This is a genomic window from Serratia grimesii (assembly GCF_900186025.1).
Taxonomy (GTDB): Bacteria; Pseudomonadota; Gammaproteobacteria; order Enterobacterales; family Enterobacteriaceae; genus Serratia; species Serratia grimesii.
In genome coordinates, this window is sequence record NZ_LT883155.1 from 1,883,651 (window position 1) to 1,904,185 (window position 20,535).

General features: G+C 51.0%; 31 protein-coding genes, 1 tRNA gene and 1 pseudogene. 5 read left to right on the top strand and 28 right to left on the bottom strand.

The window, feature by feature from the left end; all coding sequences use genetic code 11:
• Window positions 1–22 precede the first annotated feature (22 nt).
• Window positions 23–940, top strand: coding sequence for a DMT family transporter (locus tag SGBXF1_RS08735; protein WP_061807273.1), 918 nt, complete (start codon window positions 23–25; stop codon window positions 938–940).
• Between the two features lie 28 nt (window positions 941–968).
• Here the strand turns inward: SGBXF1_RS08735 and rutG are convergent, their stop codons facing one another.
• From rutG to rutA, 6 genes are all read right to left on the bottom strand, one after another.
• Complete coding sequence (rutG, locus tag SGBXF1_RS08740) at window positions 969–2,288, bottom strand: pyrimidine utilization transport protein G (protein WP_186428181.1); 1,320 nt, start codon at window positions 2,286–2,288, stop codon at window positions 969–971.
• A gap of 70 nt (window positions 2,289–2,358) precedes the next feature.
• Entirely contained in the window at window positions 2,359–2,886 is a 528-nt protein-coding gene (gene rutF / locus SGBXF1_RS08745; RefSeq protein WP_037419366.1) for an NADH-dependent FMN reductase RutF, read from the bottom strand.
• A 15-nt stretch (window positions 2,887–2,901) separates the two neighbouring features.
• Window positions 2,902–3,705: a pyrimidine utilization protein D gene (rutD, locus tag SGBXF1_RS08750; protein ID WP_186428182.1), complete on the bottom strand. Its 804-nt coding sequence runs from the start codon at window positions 3,703–3,705 to the stop codon at window positions 2,902–2,904.
• A 24-nt stretch (window positions 3,706–3,729) separates the two neighbouring features.
• Window positions 3,730–4,116 carry a pyrimidine utilization protein C gene (rutC, locus tag SGBXF1_RS08755; protein WP_130380066.1) on the bottom strand — a complete coding sequence of 129 codons (387 nt, stop codon included), beginning with the start codon at window positions 4,114–4,116 and terminating at the stop codon, window positions 3,730–3,732.
• A gap of 48 nt (window positions 4,117–4,164) precedes the next feature.
• Entirely contained in the window at window positions 4,165–4,911 is a 747-nt protein-coding gene (gene rutB, locus SGBXF1_RS08760; protein ID WP_186428481.1) for a pyrimidine utilization protein B, read from the bottom strand.
• Window positions 4,911–6,011, bottom strand: a complete 1,101-nt coding sequence (gene rutA, locus SGBXF1_RS08765) for a pyrimidine utilization protein A (protein WP_037419374.1) — start codon at window positions 6,009–6,011, stop codon at window positions 4,911–4,913. The genes rutB and rutA overlap by 1 nt, the downstream gene beginning before the upstream one ends.
• Before the next feature lie 287 nt (window positions 6,012–6,298).
• Between rutA and rutR the strand changes: the two genes are divergently transcribed.
• Window positions 6,299–6,973 carry an HTH-type transcriptional regulator RutR gene (rutR, locus tag SGBXF1_RS08770; RefSeq protein WP_186428183.1) on the top strand — a complete coding sequence of 225 codons (675 nt, stop codon included), beginning with the start codon at window positions 6,299–6,301 and terminating at the stop codon, window positions 6,971–6,973.
• 51 nt (window positions 6,974–7,024) lie between these two features.
• On the opposite strand, the gene cycA is transcribed toward rutR, so the two are convergent.
• Window positions 7,025–8,425: a D-serine/D-alanine/glycine transporter gene (gene cycA / locus SGBXF1_RS08775; protein WP_037419378.1), complete on the bottom strand. Its 1,401-nt coding sequence runs from the start codon at window positions 8,423–8,425 to the stop codon at window positions 7,025–7,027.
• A 349-nt stretch (window positions 8,426–8,774) separates the two neighbouring features.
• Here cycA and SGBXF1_RS08780 point away from each other — a divergent pair.
• A tRNA-Lys gene (locus SGBXF1_RS08780) sits at window positions 8,775–8,850 on the top strand.
• Between the two features lie 15 nt (window positions 8,851–8,865).
• Here the strand turns inward: SGBXF1_RS08780 and SGBXF1_RS08785 are convergent.
• The 21 genes and pseudogenes from SGBXF1_RS08785 to SGBXF1_RS08880 form a co-directional block, all read right to left on the bottom strand.
• Window positions 8,866–10,029, bottom strand: coding sequence for an integrase (locus tag SGBXF1_RS08785; RefSeq protein WP_130380070.1), 1,164 nt, complete (start codon window positions 10,027–10,029; stop codon window positions 8,866–8,868).
• 89 nt (window positions 10,030–10,118) lie between these two features.
• A pseudogene (locus tag SGBXF1_RS23805) lies at window positions 10,119–10,253 on the bottom strand (helix-turn-helix domain-containing protein); the annotation flags it as partial.
• Window positions 10,254–10,410: 157 nt separating this feature from the next.
• Window positions 10,411–11,073: an MT-A70 family methyltransferase gene (locus SGBXF1_RS08795; RefSeq protein ID WP_186428184.1), complete on the bottom strand. Its 663-nt coding sequence runs from the start codon at window positions 11,071–11,073 to the stop codon at window positions 10,411–10,413.
• A 2-nt stretch (window positions 11,074–11,075) separates the two neighbouring features.
• Window positions 11,076–11,258, bottom strand: a complete 183-nt coding sequence (locus tag SGBXF1_RS24025; RefSeq protein ID WP_129939022.1) for an ANR family transcriptional regulator — start codon at window positions 11,256–11,258, stop codon at window positions 11,076–11,078.
• A gap of 15 nt (window positions 11,259–11,273) precedes the next feature.
• Entirely contained in the window at window positions 11,274–11,663 is a 390-nt protein-coding gene (locus SGBXF1_RS08805) for a hypothetical protein (protein ID WP_186428185.1), read from the bottom strand.
• On the bottom strand, window positions 11,660–11,869 hold the full coding sequence (locus SGBXF1_RS24030; protein WP_420329896.1) for a ParE family toxin-like protein: 210 nt from the start codon (window positions 11,867–11,869) through the stop codon (window positions 11,660–11,662). Before SGBXF1_RS24030 ends, SGBXF1_RS08805 begins: the two co-directional genes overlap by 4 nt.
• Before the next feature lie 252 nt (window positions 11,870–12,121).
• On the bottom strand, window positions 12,122–12,379 hold the full coding sequence (locus SGBXF1_RS08810) for a hypothetical protein (RefSeq protein ID WP_186428186.1): 258 nt from the start codon (window positions 12,377–12,379) through the stop codon (window positions 12,122–12,124).
• 420 nt (window positions 12,380–12,799) lie between these two features.
• Entirely contained in the window at window positions 12,800–12,979 is a 180-nt protein-coding gene (locus SGBXF1_RS08815; protein ID WP_186428187.1) for a hypothetical protein, read from the bottom strand.
• Window positions 12,980–12,981: 2 nt separating this feature from the next.
• Window positions 12,982–13,386: a hypothetical protein gene (locus SGBXF1_RS08820; protein ID WP_186428188.1), complete on the bottom strand. Its 405-nt coding sequence runs from the start codon at window positions 13,384–13,386 to the stop codon at window positions 12,982–12,984.
• Window positions 13,386–13,595, bottom strand: a complete 210-nt coding sequence (locus SGBXF1_RS08825; RefSeq protein ID WP_186428189.1) for a hypothetical protein — start codon at window positions 13,593–13,595, stop codon at window positions 13,386–13,388. The genes SGBXF1_RS08820 and SGBXF1_RS08825 overlap by 1 nt, the downstream gene beginning before the upstream one ends.
• Entirely contained in the window at window positions 13,592–14,020 is a 429-nt protein-coding gene (locus SGBXF1_RS08830; RefSeq protein ID WP_186428190.1) for an HNH endonuclease, read from the bottom strand. The genes SGBXF1_RS08825 and SGBXF1_RS08830 overlap by 4 nt, the downstream gene beginning before the upstream one ends.
• Window positions 14,013–14,528, bottom strand: coding sequence for a class I SAM-dependent methyltransferase (locus SGBXF1_RS08835; protein WP_186428191.1), 516 nt, complete (start codon window positions 14,526–14,528; stop codon window positions 14,013–14,015). Before SGBXF1_RS08835 ends, SGBXF1_RS08830 begins: the two co-directional genes overlap by 8 nt.
• Complete coding sequence (locus SGBXF1_RS08840; protein ID WP_186428192.1) at window positions 14,515–15,138, bottom strand: ASCH domain-containing protein; 624 nt, start codon at window positions 15,136–15,138, stop codon at window positions 14,515–14,517. Before SGBXF1_RS08840 ends, SGBXF1_RS08835 begins: the two co-directional genes overlap by 14 nt.
• Entirely contained in the window at window positions 15,135–15,629 is a 495-nt protein-coding gene (locus SGBXF1_RS08845) for a hypothetical protein (RefSeq protein ID WP_186428193.1), read from the bottom strand. The genes SGBXF1_RS08840 and SGBXF1_RS08845 overlap by 4 nt, the downstream gene beginning before the upstream one ends.
• 2 nt (window positions 15,630–15,631) lie before the next feature.
• The gene (locus SGBXF1_RS08850) at window positions 15,632–15,775 is read right to left on the bottom strand and encodes a hypothetical protein (RefSeq protein ID WP_186428194.1); all 144 of its coding nucleotides are present in this window, start codon (window positions 15,773–15,775) and stop codon (window positions 15,632–15,634) included.
• Window positions 15,776–16,368: 593 nt separating this feature from the next.
• On the bottom strand, window positions 16,369–16,545 hold the full coding sequence (locus SGBXF1_RS08855; protein ID WP_186428195.1) for a hypothetical protein: 177 nt from the start codon (window positions 16,543–16,545) through the stop codon (window positions 16,369–16,371).
• Window positions 16,546–16,581: 36 nt separating this feature from the next.
• Complete coding sequence (locus SGBXF1_RS08860) at window positions 16,582–16,920, bottom strand: hypothetical protein (RefSeq protein ID WP_186428196.1); 339 nt, start codon at window positions 16,918–16,920, stop codon at window positions 16,582–16,584.
• A gap of 674 nt (window positions 16,921–17,594) precedes the next feature.
• On the bottom strand, window positions 17,595–17,993 hold the full coding sequence (locus tag SGBXF1_RS08865) for a hypothetical protein (RefSeq protein ID WP_186428197.1): 399 nt from the start codon (window positions 17,991–17,993) through the stop codon (window positions 17,595–17,597).
• A complete protein-coding gene (locus tag SGBXF1_RS08870) occupies window positions 17,990–18,655 on the bottom strand; it encodes a helix-turn-helix domain-containing protein (protein WP_186428482.1) in 666 nt (221 codons plus the stop codon). The genes SGBXF1_RS08865 and SGBXF1_RS08870 overlap by 4 nt, the downstream gene beginning before the upstream one ends.
• Window positions 18,655–18,939 carry a type II toxin-antitoxin system HigB family toxin gene (locus SGBXF1_RS08875; RefSeq protein ID WP_037419418.1) on the bottom strand — a complete coding sequence of 95 codons (285 nt, stop codon included), beginning with the start codon at window positions 18,937–18,939 and terminating at the stop codon, window positions 18,655–18,657. Before SGBXF1_RS08875 ends, SGBXF1_RS08870 begins: the two co-directional genes overlap by 1 nt.
• A 126-nt stretch (window positions 18,940–19,065) precedes the next feature.
• A complete protein-coding gene (locus SGBXF1_RS08880; protein WP_186428198.1) occupies window positions 19,066–19,710 on the bottom strand; it encodes a S24 family peptidase in 645 nt (214 codons plus the stop codon).
• A gap of 91 nt (window positions 19,711–19,801) precedes the next feature.
• Between SGBXF1_RS08880 and SGBXF1_RS08885 the strand changes: the two genes are divergently transcribed.
• Window positions 19,802–20,029, top strand: coding sequence for a transcriptional regulator (locus SGBXF1_RS08885; protein WP_037419424.1), 228 nt, complete (start codon window positions 19,802–19,804; stop codon window positions 20,027–20,029).
• A gap of 15 nt (window positions 20,030–20,044) precedes the next feature.
• Window positions 20,045–20,371 carry a CII family transcriptional regulator gene (locus SGBXF1_RS08890; protein ID WP_186428199.1) on the top strand — a complete coding sequence of 109 codons (327 nt, stop codon included), beginning with the start codon at window positions 20,045–20,047 and terminating at the stop codon, window positions 20,369–20,371.
• The last annotated feature ends 164 nt before the right edge of the window (window positions 20,372–20,535 follow it).

The following is a 20,535-nucleotide window of genomic DNA, read 5'->3' on the forward strand; positions in this document are numbered from 1 at the left end:
ACCCAGCAGGAAGGGCAAGCCGGTGTCTGCAGTAAAAAAATCCTTTATTTCCACCTTTATACCCACAATAAAGCGGCAGGAAGCGGTGTTGATTTTCATCACCATGATCTGGGGCGGTACCTTCCTGGCGGTACATTACGCAATGCAGGTCAGCGGCCCGTTCTTTTTCGTGGGGTTGCGCTTTGCCGCTGCCACATTGGTATTGATGGTGTTTTCCCTGCGGGCTATGCGTGGGCTGACCTGGTATGAGCTGAAAGCGGGCGTATTTATCGGCATTGCCATTATGTTCGGCTACGGCCTGCAAACGGTAGGACTACAGACGATCAGCAGCAGCCAGTCGGCGTTTATTACCGCCATGTATGTGCCGATGGTACCGTTGTTGCAATGGCTCGTGCTGGGGCGTTTCCCCGGCGTGATGGCGTGGGTCGGTGTGTTACTGGCATTCACCGGTTTGATGCTACTGGCAGCACCGAGCAGCACTGATATGACACTCAGCATTGGTGAGGTACTGACGTTGATTGGTACGTTGGGAATGGCTGCCGAGATCATTTTAATTGGTGCCTATGCAGGCAAGGTCAATGTTAAACGGGTAACGGTGGTGCAATTGGCGACAGCCTCGATGACTGCGTTCTTGATGATGGTCCCGACCGGTGAGTCTGTGCCGCCATACTCCAATTATTTGCTCTACAGCGCGGTCGGGCTGGGGCTTGCCAGTGCCATCATTCAGCTGACGATGAACTGGGCACAGCGCAGTGTTTCACCGACACGTGCCACCGTCATTTACGCGGGGGAGCCAGTGTGGGCAGGGCTGGTTGGACGCCTTGCCGGTGAGCGTCTGCCTGGGATCGCTTTGTTAGGTTGTGCGTTAATCGTGTTGGGTGTGTTGGTCAGCGAACTGCGCATACGCCGCAAAGGAAAAGCGGCAGCACTTGCTGAATAAGGCCCGATCTTCGGGCCACGGTAATTCATTAACGTATGGGACTGTCCGCCAGTGGCAATGTTTTACGCTTGCGCAGCAGGGCATTGAGAATAATGGCACCGAATGTGGCGGTGCCTATCCCGCCCATGGTGAAGTTGCCAATGGTCAAGGCAAAATCCCCGGCGCCCAGCACAAGCGTAACCGCCACCATAATCAGGTTACCGTTGTCGCCAAGATCCACCTTGTTCTGCACCCAAATGCGTGCGCCAGCGACGGCAATTAAACCGAACACCACGACCGATGCCCCCCCCAGCACGGGGCCGGGAATCGTATGAATCAGCGCGCCGAACTTCGGTGAAAAGCCCAATACGATCGCCACGATCGCTGCTGCGACGAATACCAGCGTAGAGTAAATCTTGGTCACCGCCATTACACCGATATTTTCAGCATAGGTGGTCACCCCGGTACCGCCCACAGAGCCGGATAGCATGGTAGCCAGCCCATCACCGACGAAAGCGCGGCCGATGTAAGGATCGAGATCCCGTCCGGTCATGCCCGCTACCGCTTTCACATGCCCGAGGTTTTCTGCCACTAAAATAATCGCTACCGGGGCGATCAGCAGCATCGCGTGCAGGTTAAATGCTGGCGCGGTGAATTGTGGCAATCCCAACCAGGCTGCTTGGCTCAATGCGCTGTAATCAACCGGTTTGCCAAGTCCAAAACCGTTGGTTGCCACCACGTAAATCAGATAGGCGGCGATCAACCCCACCAGAATCAGTAGCCGTTGCATCAATCCGCGGGTAAATACCGCCACCGATCCAATACAGAGAATGGTGACTACTGCCATCCAGCTGTCAAAATGAGAAGCCGATACGCTACGTACGGCGATAGGTGCCAGGTTCAGCCCGATCGCCATGACCACGGCACCGGTTACCACCGGTGGCATCAGACGTTCTATCCAGCGTGTCCCCACGCTCATCACCACAAAGCCGATCAACAGATACACCAGTCCACAGGCGATGATACCGCCGAGCGCCAGCGCAATATTGGGGTTGGCACCCTGGCCGCTATATCCTGTCAAAGTGATGACCAACCCGACAAATGCCGCACTGGAACCGAGATAGCTGGGTACCCGGCCGCCAACCACCAGGAAAAACAGCAGCGTGCCGATGCCGGACATTAAAATCGCCAGGTTGGCGTCAAAACCCATCAGGAGTGGCATCAGAACTGTGGCACCAAACATCGCCACCGCATGCTGTAAACCCATCACCAGCGTCTGTGCAAGCGGTAATCGTTCATCGGGTGCGACGATTGCACCGTCCAGACTGCCTTGTTTCATGCGCCATTGAGGAAACCAGGTATTCGCCATCGTCATCTCCAAAATTGTGTGGGGCAGGTTTGAGGTGCAGGTGAGTGTGCTTCAGGCTGTTATTTTGCAGTCACTGTTTCAGCAGAGAATGATAGCGACGATCGAAGTAGGCCAGACCGTGGCTGTCATCATTACGCGTTAGCGCCACGACCTGACAGAACAGAATGTCGTGGGTGCCGACACTGACAATTTGGCTAATCTGGCAATCGAAAGATACGATCGCACCGTGCAGCATCGGCGCACCAGTCGCCAGCGTAGACCAGCGCGCCGCAGAGAATCGCATGTCCATCGGTGTTTTACCGCCGAACAGATTCGACAGCGACTCATGTTCCGCCGCCAGTGTATTGACGCACAGCGTTTGGTTTTGCTTGAACACCGAATAGACAGATGCAGATCGGTTCAAACACACCAACAATGTGGGCGGTGTGTCGGTGACACTGCATACGGCTGAGGCAGTAAAACCGGCGCGACCGCCAGGGCCATCAGTGGTGATGATATTGACTGCCGAACCCAGGCGCGCCATGGCGTTGCGGAAGTCCTGTTTTTCGACGGGCTGCGGCAGTGGCGGTGCATCGGCAAGCAGCATTTGGCTTTGCATGAGGTTTCTCCGGGTCTAGTGTACGAGACTGGTTTTGGCGTTTTGTGTTTTCAACAACCAATCCAGCAAGATGCGATTAAAGTTATCTGCGTCGGTCACGCTCATGGCGTGGCCGCCGTACGCCATCTCTGCCAGTTCACCGTTTGGCAGACTTGCTGCCAGCTGATGCGAACAGTGATAGGGCACCAAGAGATCGTCGCGGGAACACAGTGCCAATGTCGGAGTGGTGATGTCTGCCAAATATGGCCGGAAATCAGTATTCATCAGGGCATTCAGGCGGCACAGCAGGTTTTCCGTTCCCTGAAAATGCGCAGTCTGATGCCGTAACTCGTCATCCAGCAGAACGTCGTGCTGTGACAGCCAGTCGGCGGGGAACAGGAACAGAGGTTGGGCACGTACGTAGGCTTCCACGCCGCTGTTGAGGAGCAGATCCTGGCGCACGTTGAAGCAGCGTCGGGTCTGGCTGTCCAGTGTGGTCCAGCCGTTGACCACCACCAGTTTGCCAACCAGCTGCGGATGGGTAAGTGCTAATTGCAGGCCAATCATGCCGCCAAGCGCGTGGCCGACGAAATAACAACGTTCAATACTGAGACTGCGCAGCAACTGTGCCACTTCATCCGCCATATCGGCCATGCTGTAACCCTCCGGCACCCTCCCTTTACTGCTGGCGGTACCGAAATGGTCGTAAACCACCACCTGGAAATGCTGGCTCAGCGCGTCAATCTGCGGTTGCCAGAAGCTGCCTGCACCACCCAGTCCAGCGGAAAGGACCAGTGTTGGAGCCAGTGACGTGTCTTTTCCTAAAATCTCAAAGTACATGCTCGATCCTCTACGGATGTTGGCTCAGCGACCGATATGGGCGACGGTGGCGATTTCGATCAGTGCGTCCGGTTTCACTAATCCGCATTGAATGCAGTAGCGAGCCGGTTTATCGCCTGGGAAGTACTCGGCATACACTTGATTGACGGCAGCATAGTTTTGCCAGTCGGTGAGGAATATCGCGTTAAAGGTTACGTCATCCATATTGCCGCCGGCGGTTTCAATCACGGTCTTGATGGTTTCCAGCACGTGTCGGGTTTGTGCTGCGGCATCACCGACATGCACCACGTTATTGTCTTTATCGAATGCCAGCGTACCCGAGACATAAACCACGCCGTCGGCCAATGTACCGGGGACAAATGGCGCAAGCGGTTTACCGGTACCCGGTGGTGTAATTATTGTTTTTGGCATCGTTGTGCTCCTGGTGAATGATTTTGTTCGCCTTAGGGCAGGCAAAACTCATGCCGTTTGGCTGAGTGGGGTGGAAAGTGCATCACAGAAGCTGTCGACGTCCGATACCCAACCAAAGAAGGTCTCGATGTTGTACAGCGCAGCTTGCTGAGCAAAGAGCGGCCCGGCTTGGTGCGTGGCGTCGGCGAGCACAATGCCGAAGTACTCGAGAAAAAAGCCGTCGCGCAGCGTAGATTCGACACAGACGTTAGTGGCGATGCCGGTAAACACCAGATGATGAATGCCATAAGAGCGCAGCAGGCTGTCGAGCTGTGTATTGAAGAAGCCGCTGTAACGTGGTTTCGGGATCACAATATCGCCCGGCTGTGGTTGCAATTCGTCAACCAGATCGTAATCCCAGTCGCCCTTGGCCAGCAGTTTACCCATGAGTTCTGGGTGTTTGCGTATGGTCTTCAGCGCGTTGGATTTATGCCAGTTTGGCGATCCTTGGCCGCCAGCTTCGACGTACTGGTTGTCCCAGCCGTTTTGGAAGAAGATCACTTTAACGCCAGCCGCGCGCGCGGTACTGATGGCACGTTTAATGTTAGCGATCACTGGAGCGGTGGCGGAAACATCAAAACCGGCAAGGTCCAGATAACCGCCTTGCGAAGCGTAGGCATTTTGCATATCGACCACGATCAATGCAGTTTCCTGCGGTGCAAAAGCGATGGCCTCCGGGCGGGCGGGCAGGGTTACTGTGCTTCCAACCAACGGTGACTGACGGCGTACTACGGGTTGGCTCTCGACAATTTTCATCATGCCACCTCGCGGTTTGTAGCGGTCTGCGGGCAAACGTCGGCGCGGCTTTTCATCAGAGGCTGGATACGCTCACCGAAGTCTTCCACCCCTTTGACGAAGTCATCAAAGGTCAGCAGCACGCCTTCGGTACCGGGCACAGTGGCGATGTCATCCATCATGCGTGCCACATTGGCGTAGGAACCTACCAGCGTACCCATATTGATGTTAACGGCAGAGGTCGGGTCCGCCATCTGACGCACGTTAGTGTCGGCACCGGATTTGGTGTCCTTGCCGCTTTGCTCGGTTAGCCAGGCCAGCGCCTCGGTATCGGCCCCGGCTTTATAGCTTTCCCATTTGGTGCGGGCGGCCTCGTCGGTTTCATCGGCAATAATCATAAACAACACATAGCAGGCCACACTGCGACCTTCGCTGTCGGCGGCACTTTTCAAGCGTGCAGCGGTTGGTGCAAAGGCGGTTGGCGTGTTGACGCCTTTGCCAAAGCAGAAGTTGTAATCGGCATATTTAGCCGAGAAGGCCATGCCCGCGTCGCTTTGTCCGGCGCAGATCACCTTGATGTCCGCCTGTGGTTGGGGGCTAACGCGGCAGTCGTCCATCTGAAAGAACTCGCCTTTGAAGTCGGATTTGCCCGTGCCCCACAGATCGCGCAGTACATTGACGTATTCCGCCAGATAGTCGTAGCGACGCCCAAAGTAATCGTCACCCGGCCACATGCCCATTTGCTCGTATTCCGGTTTTTGCCAACCGGTCACCACATTCAGGCCAAAGCGCCCGTTGGAGATTGAATCAATGGTGGAGGCCATGCGAGCGACAATCGCTGGTGGCATGGTCAACGTGGCCGCCGTGGCGTAAATCTTGATGCGTGAGGTGACGGCAGCCAGCCCGGCCATCAGGGTGAAGGATTCCATGTTGTGATCCCAGAACTCGGTTTTACCGCCGAAGCCGCGCAATTTTATCATCGACAAAGCGAAATCGAAGTTGTAGTGCTCGGCCTTCTGCACGATGGTTTTGTTGAGTTCAAACGTAGGTTTGTACTGTGGTGCATTGCTGGATATCAGCCAGCCGTTGTTACCGATGGGAATAAATACGCCAATTTTCATTTGAACACCTCGGGTCTGCGAATAGAGCGGTACGCACGTTGCCTGAATATGTTCTGTTGGCAGCGTGGGATACGGTGGTTATTGCAAACCCAGTGCCAGTTTTAAAAATGACTTGATTATCAATTGATTGTTTTTAAAGCGTGATGATTTGGTTGAGCAAACGGTCTAAAACAGACCATTTGGTCAAAAATGGCTGCACAAAAAACAGGCGTTGCTGCGCATTAAAGGTGCAAAGAATCACTCGGAAGGGGTAGGCAAAAGCGTGGGTTTCACCTGACGGCTTTGTTATGCTTGCTCGAATTATGTTGCGCCAAGGAGCCGCAGTGAAGCCACAAGCCGTTAAACCTCCCACACGCCGCTCGCGTGCGGTGGCCGCAAAACGCAGCACCATCATGGACGCGGCGCTGGAGTTTTTCTCGCTGTACGGTATTCATGGCACTAGCCTGGAGCAGGTGGCGGAACGCGCCGACGTCTCCAAAACCAATCTGCTGTATTACTTCCCTTCCAAAGAAGAGCTCTATGTTGCGGTGTTGAAAGGCATTCTCGGGGTGTGGCTGGCGCCGTTAAAGGCGCTACGTGCCGATCAGGAACCTTTGCAGGCTATTCGTGAATATATCCGATTGAAACTTGAGGTCTCTCGCCATCATCCGCAGGCTTCACGGCTTTTTTGTCTGGAGATGATCCAAGGCGCACCGCTGCTAAAACAGGAACTGCAAGGTGGGCTGAAGGCGCTGGTGGACGAAAAGTCTGCCATGATTGAGCGCTGGATTGCCGAAGGCCATATCGCAGCGGTAGAGCCGCACCATCTGATTTTCATGCTGTGGGCGACCACCCAGCACTATGCCGATTTTTGGGTGCAGGTAGAAGCTGTGACCGGTAAGACCTTAGAGGATGAGGCATTTTTTCAGCAGACGGTGGAAAACGTGCAGAGAGTGATTATCGATGGGATCCGGCCGCGTTAGGCACCGGCAGAGAGGAGTCAGGGGGACAGTGAACTATCCCCCTGAAGAGCGTTAAGATACTTTCTTCTTGCGCAGGAACACGTAGGACAGACCGAGCACCACAAACCACAGCGGCGTGACGATAAGCGCCTGACGGGTGTCATCACGCAGTGTCAGTAGTACCAGTACAAAGGCAAAGAACGCCATACATACCCAGCACATCAGTTTGCCGGCTGGCATCTTGTAGATCGATTTCTGGTGCAGCGCCGGGCGTTGCTTACGATAAACCAGATACGAACACAGAATGATGGTCCATACGAACATAAACAGGATTGCCGAAACGGTGGTGACCAGCGTGAATACCGTCATGACGTTCGGGATCAGGTAAATCAGCACCACGCCACCCAGCAGGCAGATACACGAGAAGGTCAGGCCGTTAGCCGGTACTGCTCTTTTGGACAAGTTAGCGAACGACTTCGGTGCATCGCCTTCCTGTGCCAGACCAAACAACATACGGCTGGTGGAGAACACCCCACTGTTGGCGGAAGAGGCCGCGGAGGTCAGCACCACAAAGTTGATCACGCTGGCTGCTGCAGGCAGACCAATCAGCACGAACAGTTCTACGAACGGGCTCTTGTCGGCAACCACTGAACTCCATGGTGTGACCGACATAATCACGATCAGAGCGAATACGTAGAACATGATGATACGGATTGGAATTGAGTTGATGGCGCGTGGCAGCACTTTTTCAGGATCTTTGGTTTCAGCTGCGGTAGTACCCACCAGTTCAATGCCGACAAAGGCGAACACTGCAATCTGGAAACCGGCGAAGAAGCCGCTGATGCCTTTCGGGAACATACCGCCGTCATTCCACAGGTGTGAGAACGATGCGACGGTACCGGTAGGCGACTGGAATTGCATAGCGATCATTACCAGCCCGGCTACGATCAGCCCAACAATGGCGACGATTTTGATCATCGCGAACCAGAATTCCATCTCACCAAACATCTTCACCGTTGCCAGATTCAGGCCCAGCAATAACAAGATACACAGCAACGAGGCGATCCACTGTGACAGTCCGGGGAACCAGAATTGCGCGTAGGCGGTAATCGCCACTACGTCGGCGATACCGGTGACGACCCAACAGAACCAGTAGGTCCAACCGGTGAAGAAGCCAGCCCAAGGGCCAAGCAAGTCGGCAGCGAAATCACTGAAGGACTTGTATTCAAGATTGGAGAGCAACAGCTCGCCCATGGCTCGCATCACGAAGAACAGCATAAAGCCGATAATCATGTACACGAAGATGATGGAAGGCCCGGCCAGACTGATGGTTTTTCCAGAACCCATAAACAGACCGGTACCGATAGCGCCACCAATGGCAATCAGTTGAATATGTCGGTTGGTTAGGTTTCGCCGTAGATGATCTTCTGATTCTGGCGATGCCTCTGCGGCTATTTTAGATTGATCTACCATCTGATGATGTCCTGTTTTACCTGTCATGAGTGAAATAGCGAGCTCTGAAGTGGCTCTTTTTTATACGATTATCCGGTTTTCCCGGCTTTAGTAAGGTAGTGCAATAACGCCACCTTTGTGCAACATGTTTACAACATTTATGCGAGGGATAAAAGTCGATTGTTCTTTACACTGCGGAGGCAAATCGGACGTCTTGGGGGCGGAAGATTACTCTGGCTCGTAGCAGATTAATAGCCCTAATGTGACTTATCTCATTGATAAAACAAGAGGTTAAAAATATCGCATGAAAAAAACTAATGAGTGTAAGCGTTTGACATTCGAGGTGGGGAGGCGAATAATTTAACCCGTTGGGTCGTTAGCTCAGTTGGTAGACCAGTTGACTCTTAATCAATTGGTCACAGGTTCGAACCCTGTACGACCCACCATTTAAAATCATATACTTAGCCGTTATTTGTCCCGTCTAAATTTTCGTGGTGGGACAAAATTGGGACACACTCCGCAAAAATTGCATCTATTTGGCGGGAATGTTCAGTTAAGTGATCTGGCGCAAGATGAGCATACCGACGCACCATTTCTATCGACTCCCAACCTCCCATTTCCTGCAAAATTGATAATGGTACTCCTGACTGAATTAACCAACTTGCCCATGTATGTCTCAGGTCATGAAATCGGAAGTTTTCTATACCCGCACGTTTTTTCGCCAACCGCCAGGCTGTATTCGAATCAACGCGCATTTTTCTCATCGCCGGTGCAATAGTTCCGTCAGATCGGGTTTTTGGTTCTGTGTGAACAAAAACCCATTTGCTGTGGCGACCAATCTGGTCACGAAGAACCTTGCAAGCTGTATCGTTCAGGGCAACGCCAATTGCCCTGGTCGATTTGCTTTGTTCTGGGTGTATCCAGGTTACTTTCCTTTGCATGTCGATTTGTGACCACTCAAGGTCGAGAATGTTGGAGCGTCTCAACCCTGTAGCCAAAGCGAATTTAACAACCGATTTCAACGGCTCTGGACATTCTTCTATCAGCCGTTGTGCTTCATGAGGTTCTAGCCATCTGATCCGCCTGTTTTTAGGTTGGGGGATTTTGATGATTGGCGCTCGGTCTAACCATTTCCATTCACGCTCTGCGGCTCTTAGAAGGGACTTCATAAACGCCAGATAGGCAGCCTTGGTAGCAACAGAAACAGGCTTATGTTTGAACTCCGGGGCTTCCTTGCCTTGTTTAGCAAGAGCCTCGGCACTTCTGCGCCAGTTCTCATGATGCACCCGGTTTGTCATTTTACTCACGGTCGAATAAATCTTCGCTTCCGTGATATTCTTCAATTTCATACCTTCAAAATAATTCAGCCAGAAGCCGATTAGCACCTTGTCCGTGTCAATCGACTTCTTGTCTGCTTTTTCCTCTAGCCAGCGCAAGCAGGCTTCCTCGAAAGTTACATCCGGCATTTCTCCCAGACGATTTATTCTCCAAAGCTCTGCTTTTCGCTTGTCGTGCAACTCCTGTGCTTGGCGCTTGTCCGTTGTGCCAAGGCTTTCCTTAATACGCTGGCCGCCCGGTTGCGAGTAACTCGCGTACCAGGTTTGGCCTCTACGGAAGATAGACATGGTGTTTCCTCTGTCGTATCAGCCGCGCTCACCGGAACAGTGTGGATCGGAATGTTGAGTGCGGCAATACATGCATTTCTGGTTATGAGGTAAGGAGATTTTGGTTTGGTTGGATCTTTGCGGGTGGCTGATAGCCTCCCTGAGCGAATCCACGCTGTAAGTGTTGGCGCGGATACACCCAGAAAAGCGCAAGCCTCATCCTTTGTAAGGCTGTATTTATCCATCTATGCCTCTGTTATTTCCCTTCACGAACCCTATGGACTTCGCAGCAAAGGCGCAGCCATACCGGTGGAGTTTTAGGCCAGTAGGGGGTTATCTTTACTGCGTGTTTGTCGAGTAGCTGTCGAAAGGTGGATTTGTTGGTGGGGGATTCGAATTCGTTTAGAAGTTCTCGGGCTGTGCTACGGAGAAGGTTTTTCTGAACACTGAGGGAATCAGGCTCAGGCTGTTTACTGGGCATTCATTCCCCCAATGATCCCAACCAGGCGCATCGCCCCGGCTGAACAGTTCTATTCTGGAAACGTCGCCATAAAGCATTTCGAGACGGCGACGAACCTCCCACGGCTTTTGACTGTGCTCACCAAGGCAACTGAACACCACTTGCTTAATGGAGGCGCTGGCACGTTCAATGCCTTGTCCGCGAACGGCTATCAGCACGTCCTCAGAGTTGGCGCGGGTGTAATTGCCGCCGTTCATCCGGGTTTCAGCATTGAGCATGTCGAGCAGATCGGTAAAGTCGAAGATGGTTTGTTGCTCTAGCGCTTTATTGATCCGTAGTTCGGCCTGCTGATTCAGTTTTACCCACGTGAAGGCCTTCATCGTCCTGACGCTGAACCCCCACGCTTCGGCCAGCGCTATCGCTTCTTGGCTGTGATTGCCTGTGTACCACATTGCAAGAACGCTATCTGGTGCTGCGGCGGTCCATACAGGGAGCCGTTTTAAATCGGTTATGTTCATTGTGCTGTAATGGTTATCAGCAGCACCATTACTGATCGTGTTGCCGTAACTCCACGGAGGGTCAGCATAGATAAGTTGATAGGTCATCGTCATCTGCCCCAGTTTCGCGATGCCGCGTTGACACAAAAATCGATGCGAATTTGCACCCACACCACATCGACAGCCCGTGCTACCTCATATGCTTTAAGCCAAATGCTGGCCGCGTCGGAATAATGGGCACGGCGTTCTGCCTCAGCGGCCTGGTGCGCTAAGTTTTTATATCCAAATGTCATGATGATGCTCCGGTGTTAGTAGGCGCGCTGGTGGGTTACTGGGGCTAAAAGCTTATTTAATTGCTGGACGAGCAGTATTGCGCGAGCTTCTGTTTCATGCCCATAGGTGAGGTAGCTATCGGCTATTCTGTCCCGGAGTTTGTCCGAAGGTGCTTTTGCGTGTATCTCGTAGCGGGGATCTACAGATATAACCCTCATTGCCTTTTGGCGACTTCTGGCAATGTAGGAGTCACAAACTACATGGTTAGACTCCGAAATTTGCCTGCGAAGCCGTCTGACGATTTTTATGTCAATCTCTGACCAAGGGAATGCCTTTTGCAGGATTTCCAGGTGCCCAACAACATCGTAATAGCCGGTGTCTTTCACCAAGAATTTTAAAAAGTCATAATTCGTTTTTTCGCTCATTTCTTTATCTCTACGTTGTATTTTTCGTGACTCATAACTTTCCATGAGTGACCATTGTCTTTTGAAAGCAATCGCCAGCAGCGGGCCACTGGAAGCGTTAAATGGTTATGCTGATAGGTTCGTGCTGGTATCTTCTTACCAGCTCTGAAGGCGCACAGAACCCCCTCAGCTTTGATGCTGATTCGTTGCGGAATTCGAGGTTTCATTTTTACCAGTGGGGAAGGTTATTTTGTGGTTGGTGCCCAGCAGATTTTTTTGATGTCTGGGCGGCGAACGCGTTGAACAGCTTTTTCTTTTTCCAGCTTCTGTAATCGTCTGCGGATGGCTATGCCGGTCATGCCTTTGTAACCGGCGCAGCGGAGGAGGTTTGCAACCGAATCAGGGGTGGATCCGGTAGCGCTGAGCCGTGCGAGTATTTCGTTGTCGTCAGGCATTAAGAGCAACGTGTAGTTTCCTTCTTAAGTCAGTTTGAAATCGTCATCAAATACAGTAAAGCTACTCTCGGCCATTTCCATCGCTAAAATGAACTGGATACCTTCAAACAGCGACGTAGGCCGCTCTAATCCGAATATGAACGCATCGTGATAGGTTCGTCCGAGCCAGTAGCCGCCGCCATACTCCTTGAGTCGCTGGAAGAAAACCCAGCGGCCTTCTCTGATATAAGTGATTGTTTCGCCTCTGTAGACGACGTCAAAGCCGATATCCTTTGAACCCATGATATTCACCTTTAAAAATACTGTGTATACATACAGTATAATTAAGCGTGAACGGGAGTCAATTCCCACCCTCTGGTGCTGTTGCAAGCATTGCGGCGCGGCAGGCGTTCCATAATTCATCTGCCACCAAACATGCGGAATCCCCACATGCCGAACTAAGGATCGAATACACACTCTCCGGTATATCCTTCGGCACTGCTGGCGCTGGCGAGGCGGTGTAAATGGCGGTGTCATCTGCAGGCGCACCGTTATGCCAAACCACACCTCCTCGGCCAGATACAGTGGTATAGAACCCCACAGGCTGCGACTCCCGGTTAGCTAGGAGTTCGCGGGCCATTGATTTGTATTCATCCCAGCTGCACTTACAAATCATGTTCGGATCGGCTAACTCTTTCAATCTCTCAGTCGTTAGTGTCTGTGTCATGGTTTCACCTTCATTTCTTTTTCCATCGCTTCAACGACTTCAGCAAGAGACTGCTTGAACCAGTTCATAGGCCTTGTGTAACCATCGAACTTGTTGCCCTTGGCGTTAATTTTCGCAACGGTGATATCGCTTGCCGCCTTGATGGCTGCTATTGCAATCTGCTCTGATAATTCCATAGTTACTCATCCCCCTCTACGGTGAAGCCCTGTTTTTTCAGCAGTGCGGCTTGTTCAATGCGGTTGGCATTCCAGCCTTTAACATGGCCGGTGTCATAATCATCTTCACCCGCCCATAGTGTCCGCTCATCAGTCAACTGCAACGGCGTTGCCAGCTTACGCTCAGCTATTGCTGCTCTGGCTCCCAATCTCCCACACTGCCTCGCTAATTCCTGATTTTGCTTCATAGCGGCCTCCAGCTCTGCCAGCAGGGCGGATACGTACTCTTGCGAGTAGAGCGGGGATGCTGTGCTCATCTTCTCAACGTACCAATTAGCGTACTCTTCGCTGGTTGTTAAGTTTTTGCATTCTTTGGTTCCTAGAAACCACGCAACAGGCTTGCTCAGTTCGCTCAGCTTATTGTCCATCACTCGTAATCCTCAATTTCTGCCAACGCATCACGCACATCGCTACCACGAATAAATTCGAATGCATCACACGCCATTTCCCACACCAATTTTTCTGCCGGGTGAGGTGATTCGTAATACTTGAATCCTGGACGATGGATATATCCCTGCGCGGAGTAAAACTTACCGGCCAACTCCACCGCAGCCGCGATTAGATCTTCATTGCTCATGATGCTTTCTCCAGGGATTCGGCCCGTTCAAACCAAAAAACAACTGGAGCCTCCTTCACTTCAACTAGCCCGAAGCGTTCAGCGGTACGGAAATTGACGCTGTACTGACGCGCTCGTTCTGCTTGTGTCGCTATCTGCTCACGGAACGTCTCGAGGCTGAATGTCGTTTTGAACAGATTGCACGGTGCGCATGCTGGGTTGAGGTTCTCTATGCAGTCTCGGTTTTCGTGCAAGACCTTGCCAGTGACCTTCAGCTTGAACTGGCCTTTAGCCGCTGCCGCCATGTCCTGCTCTGATTCACGCATAACAGGTTCGACGTGGTCGGCATGCCATCCTTTCTCTGGCAGCACGCAACCGCAGTACGCGCACCTGCCGCCGAACTTTTCCCTCAATACTGAGCGTTGCGCTTTAGTCAGCTTAGCCATGCTGGGCCTCCACGGAGTCTTTGAAGAACGCGATCCAGTGAGTGTTAGCTCGCTTTCCTGACGGATGCCCGAACGTAGGTTTCTGGTCAGTCAGTGCGAGAATTTCACTGGTTTTAATCTGCGTTTCGTTCCACTTAAAAATCAGCGTTCCCATTGGCTTAAGTACCCGGAATGCTTCGCTGAAACCTTTGGCCAGATCATCGCGCCATGTATCTCGGTTGAGTGCGCCATACTTGGCTCGGAGCCAGCTGGTTTCACCGGCAAACTTAAGGTGCGGAGGATCGAACACAACCAGACTAAACTGCTCGTCATCGAATGGCAGTGCGCGGAAGTCCAGCAGCACATCGGGTTTGATACGCAAAGGGCGTCCATCACAAAGCACATAAGATTCGTCGCGGATGTCACCGAACACAACACGCGGATCTGTGCGGTCGAACCAGAACATCCGGGAGCCGCAGCACATGTCGAGAATGCTTTTGCCGTTGAGGTTGGTTTCATTTGCTGGCATCACTACCTCCCACGCGACGAAACTCGATTACCCAGACCCAAGGGTTAGCGTTCCAGCTTTCCTCCCCGTAGATGGAAGCCCACAGCGGCCCGAACCAATCAATGTTGAAATGCTTGGTGCCACCCTCGGCGATAGCATCTGCCTCGCTGATGTCCTGCAACCGCTCGACACGTACGGCGGTGATTTCCAGCGTGAGACGTGAGGCCCAGCGCGGCATGTGGATTGATGGGCGCCAGCCTTGGCGGACGTTGTCGTCCAAATCACAAAACTCAGGGCGTGCACCACCATCGGCGGCGTACTCGCAAAATTCCGGGGTTTGAAACTTGTCGGCATTGGCTCGGTAATCTTCGAAACGCTCTTCATCGACCAACGGGCCTTGCCACGTTTCCCGCACCCACAGCCGATCGCCTACCTGTCCGAATGGGCATAACCCATACATTGGTGCATCCATGACGTGCGTATAAATCCCGTCTTTAGTTTTGGTTTGCTTTTGCAGCGGAATGCAGTTATCAGCGCCTACATTGGCGATAACCCGGCGCGTCTGCGTCTTTCGACCTTCGAGAAGGGCCCGAACCATTTCACCGTTGAAAATCACTGGGCGCTCTTTCATTTGGCCTCCCGCAGCTCGGCAGAGAACATTTCAGCCATTTTTGCTGAGACACGAATATTGATGACTTCTGATTTTTTTCCGCCTTCAGCAACAAGTTCATTGCTGCGTTTCCACAGATAAGCGGCAAGACTCTCAACTCCCCGCGCTTCGATAGCGGCAAGGGCGGCGTCAGTGTTTGGCGTTAGCAGCGCGAAGCAGTTAACAACCGACTGCGGTGCTGGGCCGAAATCGTCGTTATCACTTTCATACTCCTGTAGCTCAGAGCACAAGCTGCTGTTCATTTCCTTCAGCGCCGCATTCTCCACAGCCAGCGCATCGGCTCGTTTCTGCTGCGCATCGCGATCAGCCTTCACCAACTCCAGCTCAGAAAACAAAGTTGCATAGTCGCCGTGTGCCACGTAGCCGCCCTCCGGGGTTTCACGCATATAAGCAAGTTCATGGGAAATACTCAGAGAGAAATCAGGGTTGTAGCGCTTGATTTTTATTACCATGATTAACTCCAGACAGCGCCAGCAGTGAGCAGGAACAAGGTAAAAATGAGCAGGTAGAAGAGGTGTTTACCGTGGTGACGTTTAGGGGCGAAATCGCCCCCTGTGAGGTCGTGTTTATGCTGAATACGTGCGTTTAGGCTCACCATGCTGACCTCCGTTGCATTGTGTGAAGGCGGCGCTGCAGGGTTTTAATGTTGTTACGGGTGACGTAGAAACTGGAGCAGGTGTCTGTACACACCAGAATGCTCACGTTTTTATATCTACCACCTTCCCAACGCTGAACGGTCACGAAATTACACTCGGTTCTTTCGCGCTGTTTTTGGCAGTGCTCACAGGTGATCTGGGCAATGGTATGCATGACATGTCCTCTCAATGAAATTTACATGGGTAAAGGCACTGCCTGAGTTGATGCACGCGCTCGGTTTCCCTACGGTTCCAGCACTCTGGAGCTGTGGGCAGCACCTTTATTGATGTAAAAAAGAGCCCCGGCGAGCGGGGCAAAGGATGACAAGGGAAGTGGTACTGAGCAGGTTCGTGATGACTCACGCACCTGGTGGCGCACCGAACCGGGGATTTATACTGTGTGGGTTAAAATTAGAACCGGAACGATACGCCACCAGATAAGTGAGACGCCGGTATTACCCGGCGATGTAGACACAGCCTGCAATGGTAGTGGCCCACAGAAACAGGCCGATAACGACGCTGTATGTCAGCGCCTTCCATCCGTTTAAGCTCATGATTAATTCACCTGTAAGTGAGGATCCCAGCCTTCGAACTGGGGAAGATCGTCATATTCAAGGGCTACAGTGCCATTGTCCGCGTCGATGTTAATTTCCCATTCAGGGAAGAGGGCGTGCAGGTTTACCAGCGACCAGAACTGAAGCAGGGCCTGGTCATTTTGAAGTTTCAGGGACATGATTGCCTCGGTGCGCCCCGTAGGGCGCGGTGGGTGCTATGCGTTTACTATGAAATTACGTGCGCCAGTTTTCCCTGTGGCGGCTACATAGGCCGCGTATTTAGGGTTTACTGTTCCTTTAAATGCACCCGCTAACGGCTCAAGCAGGGTGTACATTAGTGCGGCAAAGTTGGCGCGTTGGTCTTCGTTGAAAGTCACGTATTCAACAGTCATCTGCTGTTGCTTCGTGAAGAAACTCAGAATTTCGTCTTGAATGACTTGCATGATTTTTTCGGCTGCCATGTCGTTTGTAATGCGTGTTTTTACGTTCCCGACGATAGCCGGTGCTACCTTTTTGAATTGCGCGATCTGCTGTGCTACGTCTGCGTGTGCCATCGTGTAACTCTCCGCTGTAGTGGTCTTAATGAAGCGCCCCAGAGGACGCTTTATAAGTTCACTGCATGACCTGTCAGCCTCCCACTGCGTAATCCTCTACGTAAGCTATCGCCCTCAAGCGATTCGCCTACCTGCCTGGTATCCGTACCGGCGCTATTTCGTTTTGCCAGGGCGCGGCGGTTAGCCTGTCATGCGGTTCTGATTGTTAAAGAGCGTCCCGGTGGTTTGGGGTGACGTTGTTGCTGTCGATGAAATGAGTTTAATAAATAATAAACTTTATCGTCAAGTAAACACTAAACATAAACTTGCAGTTTATCGTTAACTTATTGAGTGTTTAGAGAATTTAGTTTTTTTGAATTTACTTGCAGGGGATGGTTTGGTGGCCCCTGCGGGTGTTTCGAGTGGAAATTGTACGAAGACGACTATGGCAGACCCAGATTCAGATCTGGTTTAGGACGAGGCGTGCGGGATAGTGGGATAGTCTTGTTTGATGTTGGAGCAGAATGGCGACGAGATATGCCGCGCACAGGTGGCATACCAGCTTAATCAAATCCACTGGCAGATCATGGAAGAAACCAGGGAGTTGAATTTACCAACTAAGCTGGCGATAGAGCAGTTAGATGAAGGGTTTTAGTCATAAAAAACCCGGCTCTGAGGCCGGGTAGCAGGGTTTATCATTTCTTATTGGGTTCCAGAGGTTCACTGAAAAAGTCGAAATATGGCAAATTATAGTTGCCAAGTCCAGACATGCTAATCAGCTGTTCTGCATACCCTTTAATATAAGGATACGCCATAGAAGGCACTGACGTTCTGACCTCATCAGATTTAGCAACTTCCTCTAAAAAATCTTCCTCTGATTTAAAATCAAAGTCATATGTGAGTTCGATCTGTAGTCTTGACTCAATGGTTACAAGTGCGTGATATCTAACCCTAAATACCTTTGGATCTTTAACATTAGAATAAAGCTCATTGTTTAAGGTAACCTTAGCAGTCATTGTCTTTTTAGACGACTCGCCTTCCAATGGCTGGAGAGTAAGTGATGCGACTTTTTTACCAATAAGTTCTATTTTCATGATATTAATGAAAAATCCCTGTCAATTTGTAATTCTTCAGATAATTCATAAACTGGTGCTGTAAAGTACCCACCCAGTTCAGTAAGCTGTTTAAACATACCTGTCTCTCCTCGTCTTGGGTCTGTGTTTCTTTTTTGTTGGGGAGACATACTTAGCGACGCTGCAGCCACAAAATGTTCAGGGAAAACACGATCGAATCCTGGTGTCATAATCGCAGTGCAGAATTGCAATAATTTACCTGTAACATTAACTTCTTTTTCAACCACATCGACCAAATTCCATTCTATGGCGCTCATATCTTGGATCAAGATATCGGCCGGGATTCCAAGACCGTCATGGATACGCCTTATCATTGAAAGGCTAAGTGGTCTTTTTCTGTTAAGAACCTCCGAAACTTTTGATGCAGGGCCAATGAATTGCGTCATATCTGCTTGAGACAAGCCCTGTTGGTCCATTCTGAATTTAATCGCTTCAATGGGATCAGGAGTTTCAATTGAATAATTCTTATTCTCATAATGACCAATCAGAAGGTTCAACATTTCGAACTCATCATAATCGTCAGTGCCTGGTGTAAGATCACTATTGGCAAGCTGTAAGAACCGATCCATGCCACGAGTGTAGTCGTTATGGTCTTTAAATATTTTCCAACTAATCTGAGCCATCATAACCTCCACTTATCATACTCGGCATGTGTCCCAATACGTTCAATGATTACAACTCCAGCGATGTAAACGACTTGAACAACCAAGCGGTAATCATTGCCTTTTATGTTAAAAATCACTTTATTATCTGCTATGAAGTCGGCTGACGCGTATCTGCGTTTGATATCTTGTGATGTTTTCCACACAGCACGATTAACCTCATCTTTCCAAGCTGTAAGGGGGCCTTTAGCTTGGTTATGTTTTCTGCAGAAATCGTGAATTTTGTCTAATCCTCTGACATCCATCTTCTCAGCAAGTTCCCCGTTTGGGAATTATAGACACAATTCCCATAAAGGGAATCTGTAGTTTTATCCAGATATGCTCTGCACAACGAAACATGCTTACTCAATATTATCGGTTTCATCCTATAGCTATCCGTGACGTTTGAATGCCTGCGACTGGCTCAATAGCACCCTACCTATAACCTTGAGTTTGTGTTCGTTTTCTTCGGTGATTGCCCAGTCGGTGTACTGTGCATTATCAGAGTGAACAAGCAGGTGATCAGGCAGCATCTGAAGTCTTTTCACATGAAGATGGTTTTTGTACAGGAATACATAGATGCCATCTCCGCTGAAGTAGTCCTTGCTCACATCAACAAAAATCGCATCCCCGAGTTCGATAGTCCCGGCCATGCTGTCACCATCTACGGTGATCATCTTTACCTGTGAAGCTTGCTTACCGCCGAACATCATCGACGCGTGCTCATCGGTATACTCAATCGAACGTATTGTCTGAACCACTTCGCTATTAATCACTCCTGGCCCAGCGCTCGCCTGTACGTCAAGGACTTCGATCCGGTAATTTGAGTTTTCCTGCTGTGATAATCGGTCGTCGCTGACGTCATCAAGAAACCCCACAGGCATTCCATAAGTTGTTTCAAGGCGTCTTGCCGCTCTTTCACCAAAAGAAGCCTTACCCGTCATTAACTGAGATAGGTAGCTTTTTTCATTGGCTGGTAGCGTCTTATCTGCGAACCAAGCCTTCAGGCGTTCACGCCGATTCTCTGTCGTATTCATTTTTCCATTCTGCGTAGTAGTTACTAAACAAGCAAATACTTGACGTTTAGTTTAGTGTTCAATAAACTTCAATTAACTTATGAGGTGACCTATGCAACTAAAGCAATACATCGACGAACTAGAGCGGGGAGAGGCAAAAAAGCTTGCTGAGCGTTTGTTTGTTTCCAGCTCCTATTTATCTCAGATGGCTTCTGGCCGGTGCTCAATTTCACCTGCACGTTGCGTTGAGATCGAAACAGCAACAAACGGCAAAGTTGCCCGACAGGATCTTCGTCCAGATGACTGGCAGAAGATTTGGCCGGAGTTATCTGCTGCTTAACAAGGACAATTATCAATGGAAAACAATGCAATAGCACGCAAGTCAGAACTGCCAAAACTCAAGCCAGTTGAAATGGAGGGCTTGATTCTCAATCGCCTTTCGTCTGTTGGGCAAAAACCAGTGGCGGATGCAATCAGCGTAGATGAGTCGACGCTTAGCCGGTGGAAGGGAAAGGGCGGCCAAATTGAGCAATTTTGCCGATTGTTGACGGAGTTGGGGATCCAGCTAGCTCCGCCTGGCGCGGTTCTTGTTCGCCGTGACTATCTCTTTTCGATGGAGACGCTGGCAGAGATTGGAATGAAGGCTGAACGCATGCGGCCAGAGCCGCTGGGATGGGACTAAATGGCTTGGGACACTTTTGTTTACGACAACGTCAGGAAGCAACTGATAGCTGAGGGATTCAGTGAGGCATTGGCGGTTGTGGGGGGGCATCACGCAGCGGATCTGTATCGCCGGAAGTCACAGGCGAGCAAGAAAGGTGCGATGTATGACGACTGTCTCTCAAT